At 39.4% G+C, this 20188-nt stretch carries 21 protein-coding genes; 9 read left to right on the forward strand and 12 right to left on the reverse strand.

Going from position 1 to position 20188, the window contains the following annotated elements:
• The first annotated feature begins 82 nt into the window (after positions 1-82).
• Positions 83-475: a hypothetical protein gene (locus tag AC0VYC_RS04800; protein WP_017360342.1), complete on the forward strand. Its 393-nt coding sequence runs from the start codon at positions 83-85 to the stop codon at positions 473-475.
• On the opposite strand, the gene AC0VYC_RS04805 is transcribed toward AC0VYC_RS04800, so the two are convergent.
• From AC0VYC_RS04805 to AC0VYC_RS04815, 3 genes are read right to left on the reverse strand one after another with little or no spacing between them, the layout of a single operon-like run.
• Complete coding sequence (locus AC0VYC_RS04805) at positions 472-837, reverse strand: CrcB family protein (protein WP_007497111.1); 366 nt, start codon at positions 835-837, stop codon at positions 472-474. The genes AC0VYC_RS04800 and AC0VYC_RS04805 overlap by 4 nt on opposite strands.
• On the reverse strand, positions 838-1239 hold the full coding sequence (crcB, locus tag AC0VYC_RS04810; protein WP_034647784.1) for a fluoride efflux transporter CrcB: 402 nt from the start codon (positions 1237-1239) through the stop codon (positions 838-840). It abuts the gene before it with no gap.
• On the reverse strand, positions 1239-1955 hold the full coding sequence (locus AC0VYC_RS04815) for a glycerophosphodiester phosphodiesterase (RefSeq protein ID WP_100325438.1): 717 nt from the start codon (positions 1953-1955) through the stop codon (positions 1239-1241). The genes crcB and AC0VYC_RS04815 overlap by 1 nt, the downstream gene beginning before the upstream one ends.
• 306 nt (positions 1956-2261) lie before the next feature.
• On the opposite strand from AC0VYC_RS04815, the gene AC0VYC_RS04820 reads away from it, so the two are divergent.
• From AC0VYC_RS04820 to AC0VYC_RS04830, 3 genes are all read left to right on the forward strand, one after another.
• Positions 2262-2363, forward strand: coding sequence for a YhdX family protein (locus AC0VYC_RS04820; protein ID WP_017360338.1), 102 nt, complete (start codon positions 2262-2264; stop codon positions 2361-2363).
• A 164-nt stretch (positions 2364-2527) separates the two neighbouring features.
• Positions 2528-3616: a mechanosensitive ion channel family protein gene (locus tag AC0VYC_RS04825; RefSeq protein WP_017360337.1), complete on the forward strand. Its 1089-nt coding sequence runs from the start codon at positions 2528-2530 to the stop codon at positions 3614-3616.
• Positions 3617-3645: 29 nt separating this feature from the next.
• A complete protein-coding gene (locus tag AC0VYC_RS04830) occupies positions 3646-4377 on the forward strand; it encodes an NAD-dependent protein deacylase (RefSeq protein WP_026050067.1) in 732 nt (243 codons plus the stop codon).
• Between the two features lie 38 nt (positions 4378-4415).
• On the opposite strand, the gene AC0VYC_RS04835 is transcribed toward AC0VYC_RS04830, so the two are convergent.
• Positions 4416-5270, reverse strand: coding sequence for a polysaccharide deacetylase family protein (locus AC0VYC_RS04835; protein ID WP_138278339.1), 855 nt, complete (start codon positions 5268-5270; stop codon positions 4416-4418).
• Positions 5271-5565: 295 nt separating this feature from the next.
• On the opposite strand from AC0VYC_RS04835, the gene dat reads away from it, so the two are divergent.
• Positions 5566-6420, forward strand: coding sequence for a D-amino-acid transaminase (gene dat / locus AC0VYC_RS04840; protein WP_326113004.1), 855 nt, complete (start codon positions 5566-5568; stop codon positions 6418-6420).
• 210 nt (positions 6421-6630) lie between these two features.
• Here the strand turns inward: dat and AC0VYC_RS04845 are convergent, their stop codons facing one another.
• On the reverse strand, positions 6631-7137 hold the full coding sequence (locus tag AC0VYC_RS04845; protein WP_035392544.1) for a universal stress protein: 507 nt from the start codon (positions 7135-7137) through the stop codon (positions 6631-6633).
• A 559-nt stretch (positions 7138-7696) separates the two neighbouring features.
• On the opposite strand from AC0VYC_RS04845, the gene bmrC reads away from it, so the two are divergent.
• The 3 genes from bmrC to AC0VYC_RS04860 all read left to right on the forward strand — a co-directional run bounded on the left by bmrC (position 7697) and on the right by AC0VYC_RS04860 (position 12375).
• Positions 7697-9454 carry a multidrug ABC transporter ATP-binding protein BmrC gene (gene bmrC, locus AC0VYC_RS04850; RefSeq protein WP_024719974.1) on the forward strand — a complete coding sequence of 586 codons (1758 nt, stop codon included), beginning with the start codon at positions 7697-7699 and terminating at the stop codon, positions 9452-9454.
• Entirely contained in the window at positions 9451-11466 is a 2016-nt protein-coding gene (locus tag AC0VYC_RS04855) for an ABC transporter ATP-binding protein (RefSeq protein WP_335350246.1), read from the forward strand. Before bmrC ends, AC0VYC_RS04855 begins: the two co-directional genes overlap by 4 nt.
• Before the next feature lie 255 nt (positions 11467-11721).
• Complete coding sequence (locus AC0VYC_RS04860) at positions 11722-12375, forward strand: hypothetical protein (RefSeq protein ID WP_274661008.1); 654 nt, start codon at positions 11722-11724, stop codon at positions 12373-12375.
• A 111-nt stretch (positions 12376-12486) separates the two neighbouring features.
• On the opposite strand, the gene AC0VYC_RS04865 is transcribed toward AC0VYC_RS04860, so the two are convergent.
• The 7 genes from AC0VYC_RS04865 to AC0VYC_RS04895 all read right to left on the reverse strand — a co-directional run bounded on the left by AC0VYC_RS04865 (position 12487) and on the right by AC0VYC_RS04895 (position 18735).
• The gene (locus AC0VYC_RS04865) at positions 12487-13104 is read right to left on the reverse strand and encodes an NAD(P)-dependent oxidoreductase (RefSeq protein ID WP_427243906.1); all 618 of its coding nucleotides are present in this window, start codon (positions 13102-13104) and stop codon (positions 12487-12489) included.
• A 284-nt stretch (positions 13105-13388) separates the two neighbouring features.
• Entirely contained in the window at positions 13389-13592 is a 204-nt protein-coding gene (locus AC0VYC_RS04870; RefSeq protein ID WP_008348940.1) for an alpha/beta-type small acid-soluble spore protein, read from the reverse strand.
• Positions 13593-13818: 226 nt separating this feature from the next.
• Entirely contained in the window at positions 13819-14925 is a 1107-nt protein-coding gene (locus AC0VYC_RS04875; RefSeq protein WP_024719977.1) for an ABC transporter ATP-binding protein, read from the reverse strand.
• Between the two features lie 137 nt (positions 14926-15062).
• The gene (locus AC0VYC_RS04880; RefSeq protein ID WP_039167591.1) at positions 15063-15938 is read right to left on the reverse strand and encodes a helix-turn-helix domain-containing protein; all 876 of its coding nucleotides are present in this window, start codon (positions 15936-15938) and stop codon (positions 15063-15065) included.
• A 20-nt stretch (positions 15939-15958) separates the two neighbouring features.
• On the reverse strand, positions 15959-16168 hold the full coding sequence (locus AC0VYC_RS04885; RefSeq protein ID WP_008348933.1) for a YheE family protein: 210 nt from the start codon (positions 16166-16168) through the stop codon (positions 15959-15961).
• A 145-nt stretch (positions 16169-16313) separates the two neighbouring features.
• Positions 16314-17672 carry a YheC/YheD family endospore coat-associated protein gene (locus AC0VYC_RS04890; protein WP_475389572.1) on the reverse strand — a complete coding sequence of 453 codons (1359 nt, stop codon included), beginning with the start codon at positions 17670-17672 and terminating at the stop codon, positions 16314-16316.
• Positions 17629-18735, reverse strand: a complete 1107-nt coding sequence (locus AC0VYC_RS04895) for a YheC/YheD family protein (RefSeq protein WP_475389574.1) — start codon at positions 18733-18735, stop codon at positions 17629-17631. The genes AC0VYC_RS04890 and AC0VYC_RS04895 overlap by 44 nt, the downstream gene beginning before the upstream one ends.
• A 213-nt stretch (positions 18736-18948) precedes the next feature.
• Here AC0VYC_RS04895 and AC0VYC_RS04900 point away from each other — a divergent pair, with 213 nt between their 5' ends.
• Positions 18949-20082 carry a DUF445 domain-containing protein gene (locus AC0VYC_RS04900; RefSeq protein ID WP_475389575.1) on the forward strand — a complete coding sequence of 378 codons (1134 nt, stop codon included), beginning with the start codon at positions 18949-18951 and terminating at the stop codon, positions 20080-20082.
• Positions 20083-20188: the final 106 nt, after the last annotated feature.

The raw sequence follows: 20188 nt of genomic DNA on the forward strand, positions 1-20188 counted from the left end.
GTTTTTTTAGGTATTTAGCCTCTTTTTTGAGAATGTATGTTCGTATATAATGAGAACAAACGTTCGTAAAAGGGGGATGGACATGCTCTGGTATGAAACAGCAAGTATCACGGAGAAAAAAACCTCAATGAAACGTATTGAGTTTCATTTAAAAAATTTCAAGAACTATCAAGCAGCCATTTTAAATATTGAAAGACAGCTTGAAAAGCGAAGTTCTCTCCAACATCATCATATGGCACGTCAAAAATTAGAAGAGCAGAAAAGTCAGTATGAACTGATTGTTGCTTGTATTGAAACGGCTTTAAAAGAATTGGATGAAATAGAGCAGCAGCTCATTGATTATAAGTATTTTCGAGATTGGCGCATGGCAAAATGTGCAATCGAAATCGGCTATAGTGAGAAGACACTATTTTTAATGAAGCGCCAGCTGATGGATCAACTGCTCATCAGCCTAGCTGCCATCACAGATATTTAAAACAGAAGTTGTCCTATTTGATAAAACGCCGCAAAAAGGCATAAAGAGCCGATAATTGTCACAAGTAAATAGGCAGCAAGCTTTCCTATTTGACGCTGCATCAGCATCGTCGCAGATTCTACACTAAACGTAGAGAATGTGGTAAAGCCGCCAAAAAAACCAGTTCCTATGATCACTAGCAGTGGATGATTGGACGTTACAGCGCCTGTGAGAAAACCTAAACCGGCTGCACCTAATAAATTAATGAAAATAATACTGTACGGGAAAAGGGCATGGGATGGAGTTTTCTGGATTGTTTGGCTGATGAAGAAACGACATGCACTACCGATCCCTCCAGCTACAGCTGTACAAAAAACAATCATTTATCTGCTTCCTTTCTGCTGCTTATTTTGATGAAAGAGCCGTTCAGCAAGGATCAGGCCTGCTAAAGCAGCGGCTACTCCAGCAATGACTGAGAGCAGGATGTACATCATACTTAAATTGAACTGCCCTGCCTGTAACAGAAGAACTGTCTCTTTAGAAAAGGTGGACATGGTCGTAAACCCGCCGCAAAACCCTGTTCCAATCAAAGCTGCAAGATATTTTTTTCCTTTCTGAAATAGAAAGTATCCTGTCGCAAAACCAAGAAGCAGGCTGCCGGAAATGTTTTCAATCATCGTTGCATAGGGGAATGTCTGGCTGATGACAGTTTGGCTTAGTTCATATCTGCAAAGTGTACCAATCAATCCACCGATAAAAACGGCGAAATAAGTTTTCATCTGCATCATTTCTCCTTTTGAAAAAATAGCGGGTTATCGGTTACCACACCATCAATTGGATATTTTTTGATTCGATCCGCTGTTTTTTGATCTTTTACAGTCCATATAAACACATCCATCTCGAATGTGTGGATGCGGTCTATCCACCATCTATTGATCATCGTTTTCTTCATATTAAGACAATTTGCAAACGAGCTGTATGTCGTTAACTTTCGTTTCGTTAGTTTAAATGCATCAGGCTTGATAATCAAAGCTGTGCGAAGAGAAGGGGCGAATGCTTTGATTCTTTGTAGTGCATGAACATCAAAAGATTGAATGATGATATGACGAGAATAGGCAAACCGATTGATGATGCGGGCAACGGCCTTTTCGATTCCTATCTGCCGTTTTGGGTGTTTGATCTCGATCAATATCCCAATCCGCTGACTGTATCTTTCAAGAATTTCTTGTAATGTTGGAATTCGTTCATTCGTATACTGTTGGTCAAACCAGCTTCCTGCGTCCAGTTTTTTCAACTGATCAAGTGTATAGCTTTTGACTAAGCCGTTTCCGTTCGTCGTTCGCTCAACGGTATCATCATGGATGACGACGACGTGCTGATCCATTGTCATTTGTACGTCTAATTCAATATAATCTGCTCCTTGCTCGACAGCTACATCAAACGCAGCGATTGTATTTTCTGGGGCTGCGCTTGATGACCCTCTATGTGCGATAATATACACTTGCTCCAGCTCCCTGACATAAGTTCTGGTCTTATCATATCAAATGCTTTGGTGGTTTTCCTTCTTTACTATATGGAGAAGAAGAGCGCCGTATTATCATGGAACCTCATGTACCGAAAAAGCTTGATGTATCATTTTGAAAAATTTACAGGAATAGAGCAAGCTTTGATTGAGTAAACCTGAATTACATCAATTTTTCTTCGATCAATTTTGTCCAAATCGTCAGCGTTCGTCAAAATATTAGTGCTTTCGTCATGTTGACTGAAAATTCTGATGTTTTATAATGATGAAAAGGAGGCGAGATGATTGGGTAAAGGGAGAATTAGAGTGGAAGAACGTATTAAGGCCGAAACGGATGCTGAAATGTTTAAAGCGACTCTCCTTGATCAGGCTCAGAAGAAAAAGTAGTTTGCTGCCCGTCGATATGTCTCAAGCCAAAATTTCATAATTGAACATCATGCCTCGGGATAGGTCCCGAGGCTTTTTATATAGAGGTCAGACATTTAAGAGAGGACATAAACGAAGGTTATATTATAAACTAGAGAGGATTGTTTTAAAGGAGAGAGACAGAGATGTTTACACAAAAATGGATGGATACATATTTTACAGTCGATATTGCGATCCAAATAGGCATTAGCCTTTGTATTTTATTGCTTTTTTTATTACTTCGAAAAGTATTTACGAAATACTTGTTTCACCTGCTCTTTAAGCTGACAAATCGGTCTAAAACCGAAGTCATTAACCAAATTGTCGTGGCGTTTGAAAAACCTGCGAGACTGTTTTTTGTGGCACTAGGTTTATATTTTGCGTTAAGACAAGCCCCATACTTTGAGCACCATATGGATGTCATTGTCAAATTGTATAGATCTTCTATTATTTTGATGCTGACGTGGGGGCTTTGTAATCTAACCGCAGCTTCTTCCTTCTTATTTCAAAAAGTGAATTCAAAATTTGAATTAGAGATGGATGATATTTTAGCCCCATTTTTATCAAAGGTTCTTCGGTTTATTATTATTGCACTGAGTATTAGCGTCATTGCACAAGAATTTAATTATGATGTGAACGGACTTGTGGCAGGGCTTGGCCTAGGTGGTCTTGCTTTTGCGCTCGCTGCGCAGGATACAGTGGCGAACTTTTTTGGAGGAATTGTGATTATTACAGAGAAGCCTTTTACAATGGGCGATTTTGTAGAGACTCCAAGTGTACTTGGGACTGTAGAGGACATTACCTTCCGAAGCACAAAATTTAGAACACCTGCTGAAGCGGTGGTGACCGTGCCAAATTCGACCCTTTCAAAGGAGCCGATCACAAATTGGACGAGAATGAATAAACGTCAAATTACGTTCTCCGTTCGCGTATCTTACAATACACCGAAAGAAAACATTGATAAGTGCATCAAACGTCTGAAGCAAATGCTTTATGAGCATGATGGGGTTCATAAGGAAACGATTATGGTGAATTTCGATGTGCTGGCAGACAGCTATTTAAACTTATTCTTTAACTTTTATACAAACACAACGGCTTGGTCTGAAAACCTGGATATTAAGCAGGATATTAACTATCGCATTATTGATATCTTCCATGAAGAAGGGGTAGAATTTGCTTTCCCTGGACAGACCATTTATATGAAACAAAAAGGTGAGAAACAGCTCGGTGAATAAAGGAGGAATGGTGGTTGGATCAAACAAAAGTGGCAGCGCTAAGAGAGAGATTATCAAAGGCCTCACATATTACAGTCCTTTCAGGTGCTGGGATGAGCACAGAATCGGGAATTCCCGATTTTAGATCAACGGGTGGACTATGGACAGAAGATACTTCTCGCATGGAGGCAATGAGCCGGTCCTACTTTTTATCACATCCTCATCAATTTTGGCCGAAATTCAAAGAATTGTTTCAAATGAAGATGAGTGGAGAGTACGAGCCAAACGCTGGACATGCTTTTTTAGCCAATTTAGAAAAGCAAGGAAAACGCGTGGATATTTTCACGCAAAATATCGATGGTCTGCATAAAAAAGCGGGAAGCCAGCATGTGTATGAACTGCATGGTTCCATTCAAACAGCTACATGTCCATCATGCGGGTCAACATACGAACTGCCTTATTTATTACAAGAAGAGGTACCGGTTTGTGAGCGGATCTCATCAGACGGCCGTACATGTGGACGAGTACTTAAAACAGATGTTGTCCTTTTTGGGGACATGGTGAAGCACTTTGATCAAGTGGAGAAATCGCTCCAGCAAACGGACATGCTACTCGTCATGGGAACTTCCTTAGAAGTGGCACCAGCCCGATATATTCCAGAAGATGCTGCTCATCATCCTTCCATCTTTAAGGTCATGATGAATTTAAGTGAAACGGAATTCGATCCGCTGTTTGATCTTGTCTTTCACGAACGAATTGGCGAGCTTGTGAATGCTTTATAAATCATAAAAAACCCGCATCCAATAGGTGCGGGTTTGCTTTATTGTTGTAGTGGCTTCATTGTTTCATCAAGGACTTCAAATGTGTAGCCCTTCGCCTTTAATTGTGTGATCAGACTGTTTAAGTATTTTGCGGTAGCTGGCTGATCATGCATTAAGATGATTTTTGGCTCTTTCGGGTACTTGGTTTCAAGCACTTGCAGCTGATTTAATACTTCTGGTACATATTTTGAGCTTTTATATTTCCAGTCAAGACTGTCAATGGTCCAGTCCCAGTATACAAAGCCTTTTTGTTTTAAACGTGTTTTTTGCTGGTCTGTTAAGTTTGGTGAACTGCCATAAGGTGTTCTCACAAGATGTGTATATTCACCAGTAACAGAAGCCAATATGCGCTGATCTTCTTTCATCTCATTTACAGGAGAATCACTTTTTTGATAAAAGCGTTTCACATCATGTGTGATGCCATGAAGCCCTAATTGATGACCTTCTTGATGAAGTCTTTTCACAGCTGCTGGGTGTTCTTTGATTTGCGGCCCGAGCATAAAAAATGTGGCCTTCACTTGCTGTGACTTTAGCACATCTAACAGCTGATTTGATGTAGCAGAAGGGCCATCATCAAAGGTCAAAAAGATCGTTTGATCCGTTACATGTTTGTTTGGATTGATCTTAAAATGTGCATCTAATGTTTTTGGCGAATCATCTTTTGCTTTCAGACTTGTACTTGTGTCTCGAAATGGACTGCTCGCAGACACTTCATTCAGTTGATCTGCTGCCTGCATATTGGTTTTAGACATATCCCAAATGAAAAAAAGGATCAATGTCAGAATGACTAGACCAATCGCCTTTGAGAGCAGCATCGTGTTTGAAGGTGTCTGTTTTTTCGTAACCCGTTGCATTACAATCGCTCCAATAAATCAGTAGTTTGTGTCGAATCATGTAGTGGATTCTGTCTTTTTTCGCTGTTTTTTGTCATGCTCATATGGAGTAAGTATACAGGAAAAAAGAGCCTATGAATATAGAAGATGCTAAAAAATTGGAATCTTTTTGGTTATGAATCTATATTTGTTACAATAGAAGGTTATCCAGTCAAATGGATATGAAGTAATTCTGAATAATCATTGAAACGTTTACATTTATCCGCTAAGATAGCATCAGATTCAACCATTAAGCAAAGCGAAGGGGAGATTCCATATGAAAGTAATGTACAATGGGGATTTTATTGAAAAAAAAGATGCACATGTTGATATTGAAGACAGAGGCTATCAATTTGGCGACGGAGTCTATGAGGTCATCCGCGTATATAATGGGACTTTGTTTACATTAAAAGAGCATACTGAGCGTCTATTCAAGAGTGCAAAGGAAATCGGCATTCATCTGCAAGGTACAGTATCCGATATGGAAGAGAATTTGAAGAAGCTAGTCGCAGATAATCAAGTGATTGATGGCGGCGTGTATATTCAAGTCACGCGAGGCGTCGCACCTCGTAAACATCAATATGGTGTACTTACCCCTCAGATTACGGCATATACATTTCAAGTGAAAAAGCCTATTCAAGAGCAGACAGCTGGTGTGAAAGCTCTATTGTCTGAAGATCTTCGCTGGTTAAGGTGTGATATTAAAAGCTTAAACCTTTTATATAACGTCATGGAAAAGCAGAAAGCGTCTGAAGCTGGTGCGTTTGAAGCGATTTTAATAAGAGACGGCTTTGTGACAGAGGGGACGTCCTCGAATGTATATGCCGTCATTGACGGTGTCATTCGTACACACCCAGCAAATAACCTGATTTTAAACGGCATTACACGTAGAAAGCTGCTAGAGGTTTGTCAGGAAGAAGGATGTCGTGTGGAAGAAACCCGCATGAGTAAAGACGAACTTTTGCATGCACAGGAAATTTTCATCAGTTCAACGACAGCTGAAGTGATTCCAATTGTAGAGATAGATGGTCAGCCAGTTGGGGAAGGTGTTCCAGGAGAGATCACGAAGCGTGTACAGGAAGGGTTCCAGAAAAAAATTAAGCATGAAAGCGAAGCATCTATTTCTTCGTAAGAAGAAAAAGGCTGTAAACCAATGTTTACAGCCTTTCAGCGTGTAGACAAACCCTCGCATTCTTTGTCAGTCCTGCGTGCTGGTGCTCACGAATGACAAATTCGCTCCGCGCCAGTACTCGTCCATCCTAGACTGCAAAGGTTTTCTATCACGCTGAAAAGAAGACAAAGGGCTAAAATAAAGTTCATTTTAGCCTTTTGTGATTCATATTTATTTCACGATCAGTACAGGTATATCTGATTTGGACGATAACTTTTCACTCACACTGCCAAAGAGCATTTTTTTCAATCTGCTTTGGTCACGTGCTCCCATGACGATGAGGTCTGCTGAAATCTTTTCAGCGTATTCGATAATCGCTTCTGCAGGCTCCCCTTCAACAATTTCAATCGCAGCTTCAAACTGCTCTTCATTTAACAGCATTCTTGCTTCTGCAACGACCTCTTCTGTATGATCTTCAAAAATCAAGGGACTTTGCTGTTCATCATGAGGTACATACACAGGGGGTGTTTGAAGGTCTGCCATGCCGCCTCCGATATAAGCGCCGCCAGTCATTGGGCGAGGTGCATCAAACACCTGTCTGCTGGATTTTCCATCATGAGCGTAGGCAACGGTCAGCTTGGCATGCAACGTTTTGGCTAAAGCGATTGCCTTCTTTAATGCTTTCTTACTGTCTTCATGTCCATCAAACGCAACGACCATCCGATCAGCTTGAAACAATGTCCTCATTCCTTTCAAAAGGAGTCTATACGTTCATGGTATACCCGTTATGAGAAAAAGATACACATGAAAACGATTGTGTTTTTGTTAGAAAATTTCATTTATTGAAAAATATTTATTGACAAAATGGTGACAGCCACTATAAGATAAAAAAAGATTCAAGAGCCAAAAGGAGGAAATGTCATGTGCAACATCATTGGAAGAATGAAATCAAACTGCATGAATGGGTTGATTCACGTGACAATTACACCTTCATTGGTCATTGAAAAGGGACTCGTATGTTCCAATTGATCGGATGAATCAAGGCGTATGTTGCGTATTTGTCAACATGCGCCTTTTTATCATGTATAAAAGAGGCGTACCAGTTAGCTGGTTGCCTCTTTTTTTGTTGTATACATTTCGTATCTCGAAATAATGGAATGCATCAACAACTAAATGAAGAGGAGTGAAAGCATGTGAACATGCCAAAGGCAAGACAAATGACAAAAGTTCAAAAAACGAAACAAGGTGACAATCAGGAAAATATAGAAAGCGGCTAGCTTTAAAAGGAGAGACAAACATGTTTTCAGTATTTGTGAAATTAGGCTGGTTCTTTAAACAAGAGTGGAGGCGCTATACAATCGCCATTACGCTGCTGCTCATTGTGAATGTGCTTGAAATGCTGCCACCAAGGTATCTAGGTCAAGCAGTTGATGACATTCGGTCTGGTCAATTTACAACATCCAGTATCTTATTTTACGTAACCATTTTTTGCTTACTTGGTGTCAGTGTCTATGCACTCACCTACTTTTGGATGTATCAGTTATTTGGTGGCGCGAATGTCATGGAGCGTGTGATGCGCGGAAAATTAATGCGCCACTTACTGAAGATGACACCCACCTTTTATGAAAAGAAAAAAACCGGAAATTTAATGGCGCTAGGTACAAATGATTTGAATGCTGTGGCTTTAACAACGGGCTTTGGCGTTTTAACATTAGTCGATTCCACTGCTTACATGCTCATGATCTTTTTTACGATGGGGCTGACGATCAGCTGGAAATTAACTTTAATGGCTATTATCCCGATGCCGTTGATGGCGATTTTAATAGCGTTTTATGGCAGTAAAATTCATGAACGCTTTACAGTCGCTCAAGATGCATTTGGTGATATGAATGATCGTGTATTAGAATCAGTTGCCGGCGTTCGGGTGATTCGGTCTTTTGTGCAGGAAAAACAAGATGTGAATCGCTTTCGAGAAATGACAGACGATGTCTTTCAAAAAAATATGAGAGTAGCGATCATTGATTCATTGTTTGAGCCGACGGTGAAATTGCTTGTGGGGATCAGTTATTTAATCGGTATCGGTTACGGCGCATATCTTGTGTTCCAAAGTGATTTAACCATTGGTGAGCTTGTCGCATTTAACGTCTATCTGGGGATGATGATCTGGCCAATGTTTGCCATTGGTGAATTGATTAATATCATGCAAAGAGGAAATGCCTCATTAGACCGGTTGAATCATACACTCAGTTATCAACCGGATGTAACTGACGCAGCCAAGCCAAAAAGATTACAAGAGCCTGGCGATATTCAATTTGAACATGTGACATTTAGGTATCCAACTTCCTCTAAAGATAATCTAACGGATGTCTCCTTTACTGTACGAAAAGGGCAAACGATTGGTATTACAGGAAAAACGGGAAGCGGAAAAACAACGATTGTCAAACAGCTTCTTCGTCAGTATCCGACAGGTGATGGGAAGATCTTGCTTTCAGGTGTTCCAATTGAGGACATTGAATTGGATCAACTGTTTCAATGGATTGGCTATGTTCCGCAAGATCATGTCCTTTTCTCAAAAAGTGTAGAAGAGAATATGCGTTTCGGTCATAGAGACGCGAGAGAAGCTGAATTAGCACAAGCGATTAAAGATGCTTACTTTGAAAAGGATTTACGCCTTTTACCAGAAGGCTTGGAAACCATGGTTGGAGAAAAGGGAGTGGCGCTGTCAGGAGGACAGAAGCAGCGGATTTCCATTGCACGTGCTTTATTAATTGATCCAGACATTTTGATTTTGGATGACTCTTTATCTGCAGTTGATGCAAAAACAGAAACGGCTATTTTAGAGAATTTAAGACAAAATCGTCATGGAAAAACGACATTTATTACAACCCACCGTCTATCAGCTGTAGAGCATGCGGATCTCATTCTTGTCATGGAAGAAGGACGTATTGTTCAAAAGGGAACCCATCAAGCGCTTATTCAGCAAGATGGATGGTATAAAGAGCAATTTCTGCGTCAGCAGCTGACAAATCAGCTGGAAGGAGGGGATGAGGCATGACAACAGGGAGAAGACTTCTTGCCTATGCACTCCTATATAAAAAAGTATTGTCTGTTGCTTTGATCTTTCTGATCATTGCAGTTGGTGCTGAGTTGACAGGACCTTTCATTGGGAAAAAAATGATTGATGATCATATTTTAGGTGTAGAAAAACCGTATGTTGAGGTAAATGAAAAAACAGATAAAACGGTTTATTACCAGGGAAATAACTATATAAGAAGTGACCGGCTACAGAATCAAAATGAAGCTGGAAAGCAGATCAATGTCGTGCAAGTCGGATTTGGGTACTATTTTGTGAATGAACCGATTCGATTTGACGGGAGCCGGACAATAGAAGGGGATCAGCTCACCATTGAAAATGGGAGCGAGCGTGAGACGTATCAGGTACAGCAGTTATCCAAAGAGGAAATCTTTGCTTTTTATCAGCCGGAAATCAGTGGTTTGGTACAGCTTGTTCTATTTTATTTTGGGATGCTCGTCATTGCGATTTTCTTTCAATATGGGCAGCACTATTTACTCCAGCGTATTGCAAATCGCATTATTCAAAAAATGCGAGTGGACGTATTTGAACATATTCAAACGCTTCCGATTCGGTATTTTGATAATTTACCGGCTGGAAAGGTTGTCGCCCGGATTACGAATGACACAGAAACCATTCGTGATTTATATGTCACAGTACTCGCTAATTTCGTCACAAGTGCCATTTACATGGTTGGAATTTATATCGCCATGTTCTTATTAAATGTGAAGCTGGCCCTTATTTGTTTAGTGGCTGTTCCGATTATTTTCCTATGGTCGATGACTTACCGAAAGTTTGCGTCAGTTTACAATCATCGCATTCGATCCATCATCAGTGAAATTAATGCCAAGCTAAATGAAGCCATTCAAGGAATGACGATTATTCAAGCATTTCGACATGAACAAGCAACGAAAGAAGAATTTGATGAGCTGAATAACAATCACTTTCGATATCAGCGAAAGATGCTTCATTTAAATTCACTGCTTTCACATAACTTGGTGAATCTGCTTCGGAACTTAGCATATGTCGCACTCATTTGGTATTTTGGCGGCGCGTCCTTAAGTGCGACGGGCATTGTGTCGATTGGGGTGCTCTATGCATTTGTCGATTATTTAAATCGTTTGTTCCAGCCGATTACAGGCATTGTGAATCAATTCTCTAGATTAGAATTAGCCAGGGTTTCATCTGAACGGGTCTTTCGATTATTAGATGAGCCAGGTACTGAAGTGGAAGAACCAATTCAGAAGAAACTAGAGGGACACGTCCAATTTCAGGATGTTACCTTTGCGTATAATGAAGGGAAAAATGTATTAAAGAACATCACCTTTGAGGCGAAAAAAGGTCAGACGGTGGCACTCGTTGGACATACCGGTTCTGGGAAAAGTTCGATCATGAATTTGCTGCTACGTTTTTATGATATTCAGCATGGGGATATCCTCATTGATGGAGAAAGCATCTATGATCAGTCGCGCCAAACGCTGCGTAAACAAATGGGCATTGTACTGCAAGATCCTTATTTATTTTCTGGAACGATTGCATCCAATGTCAGTTTGGGAAATGAAGACATTAAAAGAGAAACGATTGAAACATCGTTAAAGCAAGTGGGCGCAGCAGAACTATTAAAGCATTTGCCTGAAGGTTTTGATGAACCAGTTGTTGAAAAGGGGAGTACTCTTTCCTCTGGGGAGCGTCAATTGATTTCATTTGCCCGTGCACTGGCATACGATCCAGCGATCTTAATTCTAGATGAAGCGACGGCTAACATTGATACAGAAACAGAAGCCATCATTCAGCGGGCACTGGATGTCGTCAAAGAAGGACGAACCACTTTTGTCATTGCACACCGATTATCTACTATTAAGAAAGCTGACATGATTTTGGTGTTAGAAAAGGGTGAGATTGTCGAGCGCGGCACCCACGAAGAGCTCATGGAGCAAGGCGGACTGTATGCGCAAATGTACGAATTACAAAAGGGAGCTGTGACGAGCGGCTGATTAAGTATTTTAATATAGAGAGCCTCTTTCAACTGAAAGAGGCTTTTCTCAGTGGTGAAACTCAAGTAACTTTAATATTAATAGGAATATATATTTTTGTAATTATGAATCAATATCACATATGTGAAATAAGATATGTAAAATGGTTAATTAATGAATTTTTATATATATTTTTTAGTTTTTTTATCCAAAAATATATGATTTTCTCTTATTTGTGATATTATATTCTTGTATCAAAAAACAGGAGGATTGAATATGAAGAGTAGAAAAAGGTTATTTAAGAACGTCATCTTGATTGCTGCAACAACATTAATTATTTCTGGATTTAGTGAAATTACATCATCTGCATCAGCAGCTGAACAAAAAGTACCAAAGAAACAAGTAGTCGAGACAAAAACTGATTTATCATCACAAATTCAATCATTTAAGACTGCTAATCAGGTTGGACAAGTTCATGCTTTAGGTAATATTGATTCTTCAGAATATGCTGCAAGGGTTACTCTTAATTTAAGCCAAGTTAGAAAAATGACATCTGCTCAGCGTAATATTTTTGATAAAGGATTTAATAAAAAAGATTACAGCAAGCTAAAAGATGCACTAGGCACAAGTGCGACTGTACTTGGATTGGTATTTGTAACTAGTACACCTGCAGGAGTAGTTGCGGGAGTGTCTGGTTTAATAACTACCTTAGCTCCTAGTGCTCGAGGTACTCTTAAAAATATGGTATATAATGGATATTGGCAAATGGGGTATTTAGAAGACTTTTTAACTAAGAATAAAAAATATGATCTTATAGATGTTCAATTGCCTTTCATTGAGTACAAAGTAAAAGGAAAAAGAATTAGATTTGTTACAGGAAAAGGTGTAGTAAAAAGAGTTCATTCAAAGTCAGGCTGGATTACTCTTTAATTGATTTTTTGGAATGTTCAATTTAATCTATTTTTATACTCATATTAAAAAGTCGAGGTGATTTTCACCTCGACTTTTTGAATTTCTCTGGCTACATTGGGTGTGTTTCCATCAATAGGCGATACCAACACGTTGATGCACAAATTCTTTTGAGTTTAACTGCTGATACAAAAAGTGTGCGGTATCTTCAACTGAAATTTTCTGTCCATCTATAGGGAGAAAATTCTTTTCATAGCGATATGACCGTGTCACTTCTCCATCTGGTAAATAGGTTGGACAAATGATTGTCCAATCTAGTTCAGTTGATTGTAGAATTTCAAATGCTTTGGCATGTTCTTTAGCAGCTCGGGAAGTGGTTCGCCTTGATTCATTTGTTTCAAAGCGGTAAAGCTCAGGCTGCTGCCTTGCTTTCAAAATCCCTGCAGTACCAATCGTTATAATTCTTGATGTTCCTGTTTGCTTCATGGCTTGTACGATATGCTTCATTGAAACAGATAAAGTATCATCACCATCTGTTGATAGACAGCTCACGACAATATCTGATCCTTTAATTGTTTCAAGCACATCCTCTTGATTTCTGGAATTGCCGGTGACTTGAAACATACCCGCAAGCATTTCTTCCCGGTTTGTCCGAATTAACGAGCGAACCATGTAACGATCATCTTCTTTTACGAAACGAAGAAATGCTTGTCCTACACGTCCATGAGCACCGAAAAGAGCTATTTTCATCTGATCGATCCCTCCACTACATACTATAAGTGAAAAGAACTTAAAATGGTACAGTTTTATGTCATGCTTTTTTTATAAAGATGAAAGGACCGAATACTATGAGCATATTCACATAATAGAGAGAGACCGACAAATTGTAGAAGTTCAAAATTCACACCTGAAATAATGTCCATGAAGATCCGCTCCTTTCTAATACATCATATGAATTCAAAAGGAATCGGTGAGGGATAAAACCAAAAAAAGAAGACACCATAAGAGGTGCCTTCTATGATCCAGATATGAAATTAAGCTTTTGTTCCGCCAAGGTTTTGCTGAGCGTAAGATACAAGACGTTTCGTGATTTCTCCACCAACTGAACCGTTAGCACGAGCTGTTGTTTCTGCTCCAAGGTTTACACCAAACTCAGAAGCGATTTCGTATTTCATTTGATCGATTGCTTGCGCTGCTCCAGGAACTAGTAATTGATTTGAACTATTAGAATTTGCCATGATGTGAATCTCCTTTTTATATATGATTTTTTTGGTTGGGTTTGCTGGAGTCGCACCAGCGAAATGACCAAGTCATTTGCCACTTGGCGAAACCCAATGCGGTAACTGCTTTGTACTAAATATTATGGTTCGCTACGAAAAAAACATACGGAAAAAGAACATGGTAAATGTTGTTTTCATATACAAAAAACCACCACCCAATGGTGATGGTTTGTGGAACGTCTTCTTATTCAGCTGAGCGGATGCGGAGCTCAGTCTCTGTATCAAAGAAGTGCGCTTTATTCATATCAATGGCAAGAGGGATTGTCTGACCTGCCTGAATATCTGTGCGAGAATCAACACGTGCAATAAACGTTTGACCAGCGAGAGAAGAATAAAGCATCGTTTCCGCTCCCATTAATTCAGCCACTTCTACGTTTGCTTCAATTTTTGTTCCTTCAGAAGCCTCTATAAACACAGGCTCATCATGGAAATCTTCTGGTCTGATGCCTAGAATCACATCTTTTCCGATATAGCCCTGACTGCGTAATACTTTCATTTTTCCTTCTGGTACACGAATGTGCGTATTCCCAATGGCAATGGCTCCGTCAGACAGTTTTCCTGTAAAAAAGTTCATCGCTGGAGAGCCAATAAATCCTCCTACAAAGACATTCTCTGGGTTTTCATACACATCCTTTGGTGCGCCAACCTGCTGAATAAAGCCATCTTTCATGACAACAAGCCGAGTAGCCATTGTCATGGCTTCTGTTTGATCGTGTGTGACATAGATGAATGTCGTCTGCAGCCGCTGATGAAGTTTAGAAATTTCGGCACGCATCTGAACACGAAGTTTAGCATCTAAGTTAGAGAGAGGTTCATCCAAAAGAAAGACTTTTGCATCGCGTACAATGGCCCTTCCAAGTGCAACACGCTGTCTTTGACCTCCAGACAATGCCTTAGGTTTTCGATCTAAGTATTGTTCAAGCCCTAATATTTTTGCAGCGTTTCGTACCCGCTCATCAATTTCTGCTTTAGGAAATTTTCGAAGCTTTAATCCAAAAGCCATATTATCGTACACATTCATATGAGGATATAAGGCATAGTTTTGGAAAACCATCGCAATATCCCGATCTTTTGGTGCCACATCATTCATTCGCTTGCCGTCTAATAGAAAATCTCCTTGTGAAATTTCTTCAAGGCCTGCAATCATGCGGAGGGTTGTTGATTTTCCGCACCCAGATGGACCAACAAACACAATAAATTCTTTATCCTCAATATGTAGATTAAAGTTATCTACTGCTGTTACTTTGTTATCGTACACTTTATAAATTTGATTCAGCATCATTTCAGCCATAGGTGGTAGCCTCCCAGTCCTTTTTGAAAGCGCTTTACTTATAAATGAAGTGTATAAAAAGGAAGGGTGTCTGTAAATGGACAACGTGCACAACATCTTATCTTCATTTTTAGGCAAGGTGCTCATGTTAGGATCATTTAAGAAAGATCGAGAAGATTCATCATGAAATAAGCAGCTGACGCTTCTTGAAAATGCCGTATATCTAGTCCTGTCCGTTCAATAAATTTATCAATCCGATACTGGAGGCTGTTTCGATGAACATATAACGCTTTTGCTGCCTGCGATGCATTTAAATTACACTGCATATAGGTCGTGAGAGTCCGGTAAACGTCACGATCAAAGATTGTTTCTATAAATGCATCTGAAATAGCGGCAGAAACCATGTCTGTATCATGGCGAATGAAAGCAGGTAGACATTGATAAAATGTTGCAACCCCTGACCTAAGTTTTCCTTGCTTCAGATGCCATAAAAAGAGCTGATGTTCATTTAATAATCTCATTTTTAAATTTCCATTCGGCAAATGCAGCTGTCCTTGCATGAAGACAACGTCTGTTAAAAAATCACTTGTGATGGCTTGAGACAAATCATGTAGCTGTTCAAGTTGACCATTTTCTGATGTAGCGTTTGTTTGAATGAGCATAGCTGTTTCAGTGCCTGTCCATATGAAATGAATATGTTCGAGGCTGCTGTTCACAGCCTCTTTTATTTGCTGCCTTTGTTCTGCTTGGTGATCCATTTTGAAAAAATGAACACGGACGGATTGATCGATGGTGATTGATTTGTTTTCAAAGAGATAGCTGTACCATTTCTGTTCTTCTTCCGTTTCCTGCGTATGAGGTACATCAATTGGTGTGAGGAATGAATTGAGAAGAAGCGCTTCCCTTTCTGTTAGCTCCGTTTTGTTTACTCCGAAAATTTCGCCTTCGTCTGTTTGATACCAGAGAATTTGTTTATCATTTGTTGGTGAACTGATGATATGGTGTCCGTAAACAAGTTTTAGTTTTTCTAACATGGCGAGGCTCCTTAAACAGTTTAATCATACACATGGAATAGCATTAATTCGTGGATTTCTTCTTTTAAGGTTGGTTCAACTTCATGAGGCGGAAGCTGAGAGCCCCATTCAATATCACCCGTTTTGTGATAAATGCCTTCATAGTGTGAACCATTATGAAAAAAGGATATTTTCCAGCCAGGTAATTGCGCTTTTTTAAAGAGAGGTTTCCATTGAAAATGAGAAATCATATCATCATTGCCTCCTTGCTTTTATTGATGAAACAATAAATACACACGACAATACGGAAACAACCTTGGACTTGGTTTTATTGTATCTCATCTGATGAAAAGAGCATAGGGAAAGCACAGATTTCAGAGACATGAAAAGAAAACATCAGTAGGCGTTTGCATGGTCTATAGGAGTAAGAGCCATTTGTGTTAGGTAAGATGCGTATTCAACGATTCTTTTCCCAATCAGCCATTCTGAGTTTTTCAATGGTGCATGCAGAAAAATCTCGCGGCCTGGACGAGAATTGGCTTCAAACATCCAGATAGCACCTAAGTGATCAATACCTAAGTCAAAACCAATTTCCCCAATCAGACCAGGCATTTTTTCATCTATCACACGACTAAGAGCGAGGGCAGTATCAGAGAGCTCTTGCAAAACCTTCAAACGTTTCTCTGCATCAGGAAAGATATCATATAGTGTTTTTACTGAACCACCATGCAGTTGATGGGTTGTGACAGTGTGATCTCCTGAAACTTTTCCAGCAGCGGCTGTAACAGTCCAATGACCATACTTATTTTTATTCGTATGAATTCTAAAATCCAGTGGTTGATTGTCTATTTGAAGAAGCTCAATGCCTTGTTGTGCAATCAAGTCTTGAATTGCACAATCTTCCCGCAGTTTTTTCACGAAATGGTCTACGGAATGATATGAAGTGGATTTCCCTTTATTTGAGCAGACAGTGACCCCGTTTTCCGTCTTCTTTAACTGATAAATCCCGTCTCCGTGACTGCGGTTTGTTGGTTTTAAATAAATGACATGATGCATATGAAGGAGTGTTTCTATTTTATTTAAAGCATCAACAGGATCTAATCGTATAGAATGTGGTAAGAAAGAGCTTGTTTTTTCATCTGTTAATAGCTGCTCATGAATGTCCCATTTATTAAAAAAATAAGGGTTGAACCAAGGGATATCGTAGTCTTGAGTGAGTTTTCGTTTTGTTTCTTGAATGAATGCCGACTGAGCAGCCTTTCTATTAGGCAGCCGGTCATACACAACGGATGGGAGGGGCATCTGCTTTTTTACCCAGCGCTCCTCTTGGTAAAGCAAACCTTCTACTATTCCTTTATCCCAATCGATAGAATGAGTACCAAAAAGATATGCAAAACCAGCATGCTGCCTGCAAGATTGCAGCAATTTCATAAAATAGGAAGATCTTGCGCCTAAAGGTGCTGTATTTTGTTCGAATCCTGCAGTGAAAATGCCGATGAGAGGTCCTATATAGAGTGTATGTTGAACTAATATGACATCAGCTTTCGTTTTGTATGGAATGAGTAAAGCGCGATAAAGGTCTTCTGATAATAAAATCCTTTGTGATTGATGATGATAGGAAATGGTGAAATCATCTACTAAACAAGAACCTAAAGCAATAGATAAAATTGCCTCCTGCTCTTTAAACTGAGCAGGGAGATATACTGTTTTTTCACTTGCTGAATGAGGAGCGATGATGTAGCGTTTTCTCTTCATAAGGAACCTCCTTTTCTTCAGCCATCATCGATTTGGCATGTTCAAGTATGGTCTGAATCAATTGATTCTCCCTCTCAGGGTAAGCTTTTAAAAAAGAGGATCGTCCTGGCTTTGATCTTACATTTGAGATGAAAAGTCTGCCTTCATTTGTATGAAGCAAGTCTATAGCGAATTCAATACACGGTGAGAAAGTTTTGTCTATAAACGCTGGAAGAGATGACTGAATGGAGGCAATATCATCTAACAACAGCTCCTTGATGTGTGGCTTTAATGAGTTTAAATAGTGATCAAAGGCTACCACATGAATGGAATTTTGTGTATTGCTTAAAAGGCTGTTTTCTACTGGTGGTTTTGTATGAATCCCCATGCTATTCCATTGATTTTGTGAATTTTTTATAAGAAAAATCCTAATTTCATTGAATATAACGTCTTTTTGATCATTCGTGTTAAAAAATTGAAGGAAAGATCGGCCGATATACTTTTTGCACCAGCGTTCAACCTCTGCTGAATGTGAAAAGGTGATGATTTGCTTAGCGTTTAGCTGCACAGTAATGAGTGATTTGTCTTTTAAAGAAATGAAGCAAGAGGGTACTGCGTGCTGTTGAGAAAGCGGCTGTATTTTACAATATCCGCCCTTTCTGACCAAGTTGAGCAGGTCTGAAGGCTCTGTCAATAGAGAGCAGACAGGTAAGTATGGTTGTAAAGAAGGGAGGAGACGGAGCTGCTCAAATAGCCGCATTTTATTTGAAATTCCAGTATTGAAAAAAACGGTTTTTGGATACTTTTTTAACCAATTCATGATAGGTTTTGCTTTTTTAGATTGTGCGTCGTGCTGATAAAGACAACGATCATAAATCAAGTCAGGAATCTGAAATTCTGACGCTTCAAATCCTTTGCCAGTCTTAAATTTTTGACCGTGAATGACATTTGAAGCAGGCTTTAAATCTAGAGGTGAAAAACGAACAAATTCTAAATCAAAAGAAGAGGCTGCTTTGGCAAGCTGATGTGTGAATGCTTCTTCATGCTTCGGAGAAAGAGTGACAATGCCAAGCGTTGACGTCATGAAACAACACCTACTTTTCAAATTCTTTTTTTAACATCTGAAAAACACTTTTTGTTGATTTTACATAAACTTGGCGTTCCTATATCATTACGACAATCGTTGTCTCATATGTCACATTGAATGCTTCATTTGCTTGGACTCTTGACAACAACTATAATACGTATAGATAAAAACAATAAACTTCAGGTGTTGTTTGAAAGGTAGATGACGACTTTGGATATATTCACAACGTTTATCTTTATGATTGTGATAGGTGCAGTGATAGGGGCAGCAACAAACCATCTCGCGATTAAAATGCTTTTTCGTCCGTATAAGCCATATTATTTATTTGGGAAGCAGCTCCCATTTACACCGGGCCTCATTCCTAAAAGAAGAGATGAAGTAGCCAAGCAGGTTGGCGTCATGGTGATGGAGCATTTACTAACGCCAGAGGGCATTAAAAAACGATTTGAATCATCAGAGGCAAAGCAAGAGATATTGCGGACAGTGCACCGATATATTGATAAAGGTGCTGATATGGAAATGACGGTTTTCTCCATGTTAGAAAAATACGGTTTTTCACAGGCTGACGTTAAAGCTGACGCATGGCTTCATCAGTGGACTGATCATAAGCTCCACTCACTGCTTGAAAAGTATGATCAGCAAACGTTGTCTGAGCTGTTGCCACAGGATGTAGAAAATAAGCTTGCATCAAAAATTCCAGATGCCGCAGATTATATTTTAAAGAGAGGCATTCATTATTTTGAAAGTGATGAGGGAAAAGCAAGACTCGGTCATATGATAGATGATTTCTTAAAAGAACGAGGAATGCTTGGCAGTATGGTCCAAATGTTTTTAGGGAATTCAAGCTTAATTGATCGCGTGCATCCTGAAATGATGAAGTTCTTAAAGAATGCAGAGACAAAAAGGTTTTTATCAGATTTACTTGTTCATGAATGGGACAAGGTAAAGCAATTTTCTTTACATGAGCTTGATAAAAAATGGAATGTGAAGGAGCTTCTATTTAGTGTGAAAAAGCAATTGCTTTCACATTTTTCTACAAAGGTGCTGTTAGATAGAACAGTAGGAGTTTACATCAGTGCAGTAGCGGATGATCTTAAGACCAAATTTGCTCCATCTCTCATTGATAAAGGGATTGAAGCCGCATCTAATGCGCTTGAGGGACTGCTCGCAAAGCTCCAATTTGAAGAAATTATTCGTGAACAAATTGAACTTTTCCCGCTTGAAAAAATGGAAGAGCTTGTGATCAGCATATCTAATAAGGAGCTGAAGATGATCACATTTTTAGGCGGTCTTTTAGGTGGATTGATCGGTGCTGTCCAAGCGATTTTTGTCACCTTATTCTAAGGCAAGATCGAGAAATTTCGATGAATTTATTGTATATATGTGAAACGAAAGCCATAGTTTGTTATAGTGGAGTGGTGTCCGCCGATCCATATCGGTGATAACGGAT

The organism is Bacillus sp. iso_77 (genome assembly GCF_056173625.1).

Bases quoted from the DNA above. Each gene is read 5' to 3' on its own strand.
- AC0VYC_RS04800 (WP_017360342.1), top strand. From the start codon at position 83: ATGCTCTGGTATGAAACAGCAAGTATCACGGAGAAAAAAACCTCAATG.
- AC0VYC_RS04805 (WP_007497111.1), bottom strand. From the start codon at position 837: ATGATTGTTTTTTGTACAGCTGTAGCTGGAGGGATCGGTAGTGCATGT.
- crcB (WP_034647784.1), bottom strand. From the start codon at position 1,239: ATGCAGATGAAAACTTATTTCGCCGTTTTTATCGGTGGATTGATTGGT.
- AC0VYC_RS04825 (WP_017360337.1), top strand. From the start codon at position 2,528: ATGTTTACACAAAAATGGATGGATACATATTTTACAGTCGATATTGCG.
- AC0VYC_RS04835 (WP_138278339.1), bottom strand. From the start codon at position 5,270: ATGCAACGGGTTACGAAAAAACAGACACCTTCAAACACGATGCTGCTC.
- dat (WP_326113004.1), top strand. From the start codon at position 5,566: ATGAAAGTAATGTACAATGGGGATTTTATTGAAAAAAAAGATGCACAT.
- bmrC (WP_024719974.1), top strand. From the start codon at position 7,697: ATGTTTTCAGTATTTGTGAAATTAGGCTGGTTCTTTAAACAAGAGTGG.
- AC0VYC_RS04855 (WP_335350246.1), top strand. From the start codon at position 9,451: ATGACAACAGGGAGAAGACTTCTTGCCTATGCACTCCTATATAAAAAA.
- AC0VYC_RS04860 (WP_274661008.1), top strand. From the start codon at position 11,722: ATGAAGAGTAGAAAAAGGTTATTTAAGAACGTCATCTTGATTGCTGCA.
- AC0VYC_RS04865 (WP_427243906.1), bottom strand. From the start codon at position 13,104: ATGAAAATAGCTCTTTTCGGTGCTCATGGACGTGTAGGACAAGCATTT.
- AC0VYC_RS04870 (WP_008348940.1), bottom strand. From the start codon at position 13,592: ATGGCAAATTCTAATAGTTCAAATCAATTACTAGTTCCTGGAGCAGCG.
- AC0VYC_RS04875 (WP_024719977.1), bottom strand. From the start codon at position 14,925: ATGGCTGAAATGATGCTGAATCAAATTTATAAAGTGTACGATAACAAA.
- AC0VYC_RS04880 (WP_039167591.1), bottom strand. From the start codon at position 15,938: ATGTTAGAAAAACTAAAACTTGTTTACGGACACCATATCATCAGTTCA.
- AC0VYC_RS04885 (WP_008348933.1), bottom strand. From the start codon at position 16,168: ATGATTTCTCATTTTCAATGGAAACCTCTCTTTAAAAAAGCGCAATTA.
- AC0VYC_RS04890 (WP_475389572.1), bottom strand. From the start codon at position 17,672: ATGAAGAGAAAACGCTACATCATCGCTCCTCATTCAGCAAGTGAAAAA.
- AC0VYC_RS04895 (WP_475389574.1), bottom strand. From the start codon at position 18,735: ATGACGTCAACGCTTGGCATTGTCACTCTTTCTCCGAAGCATGAAGAA.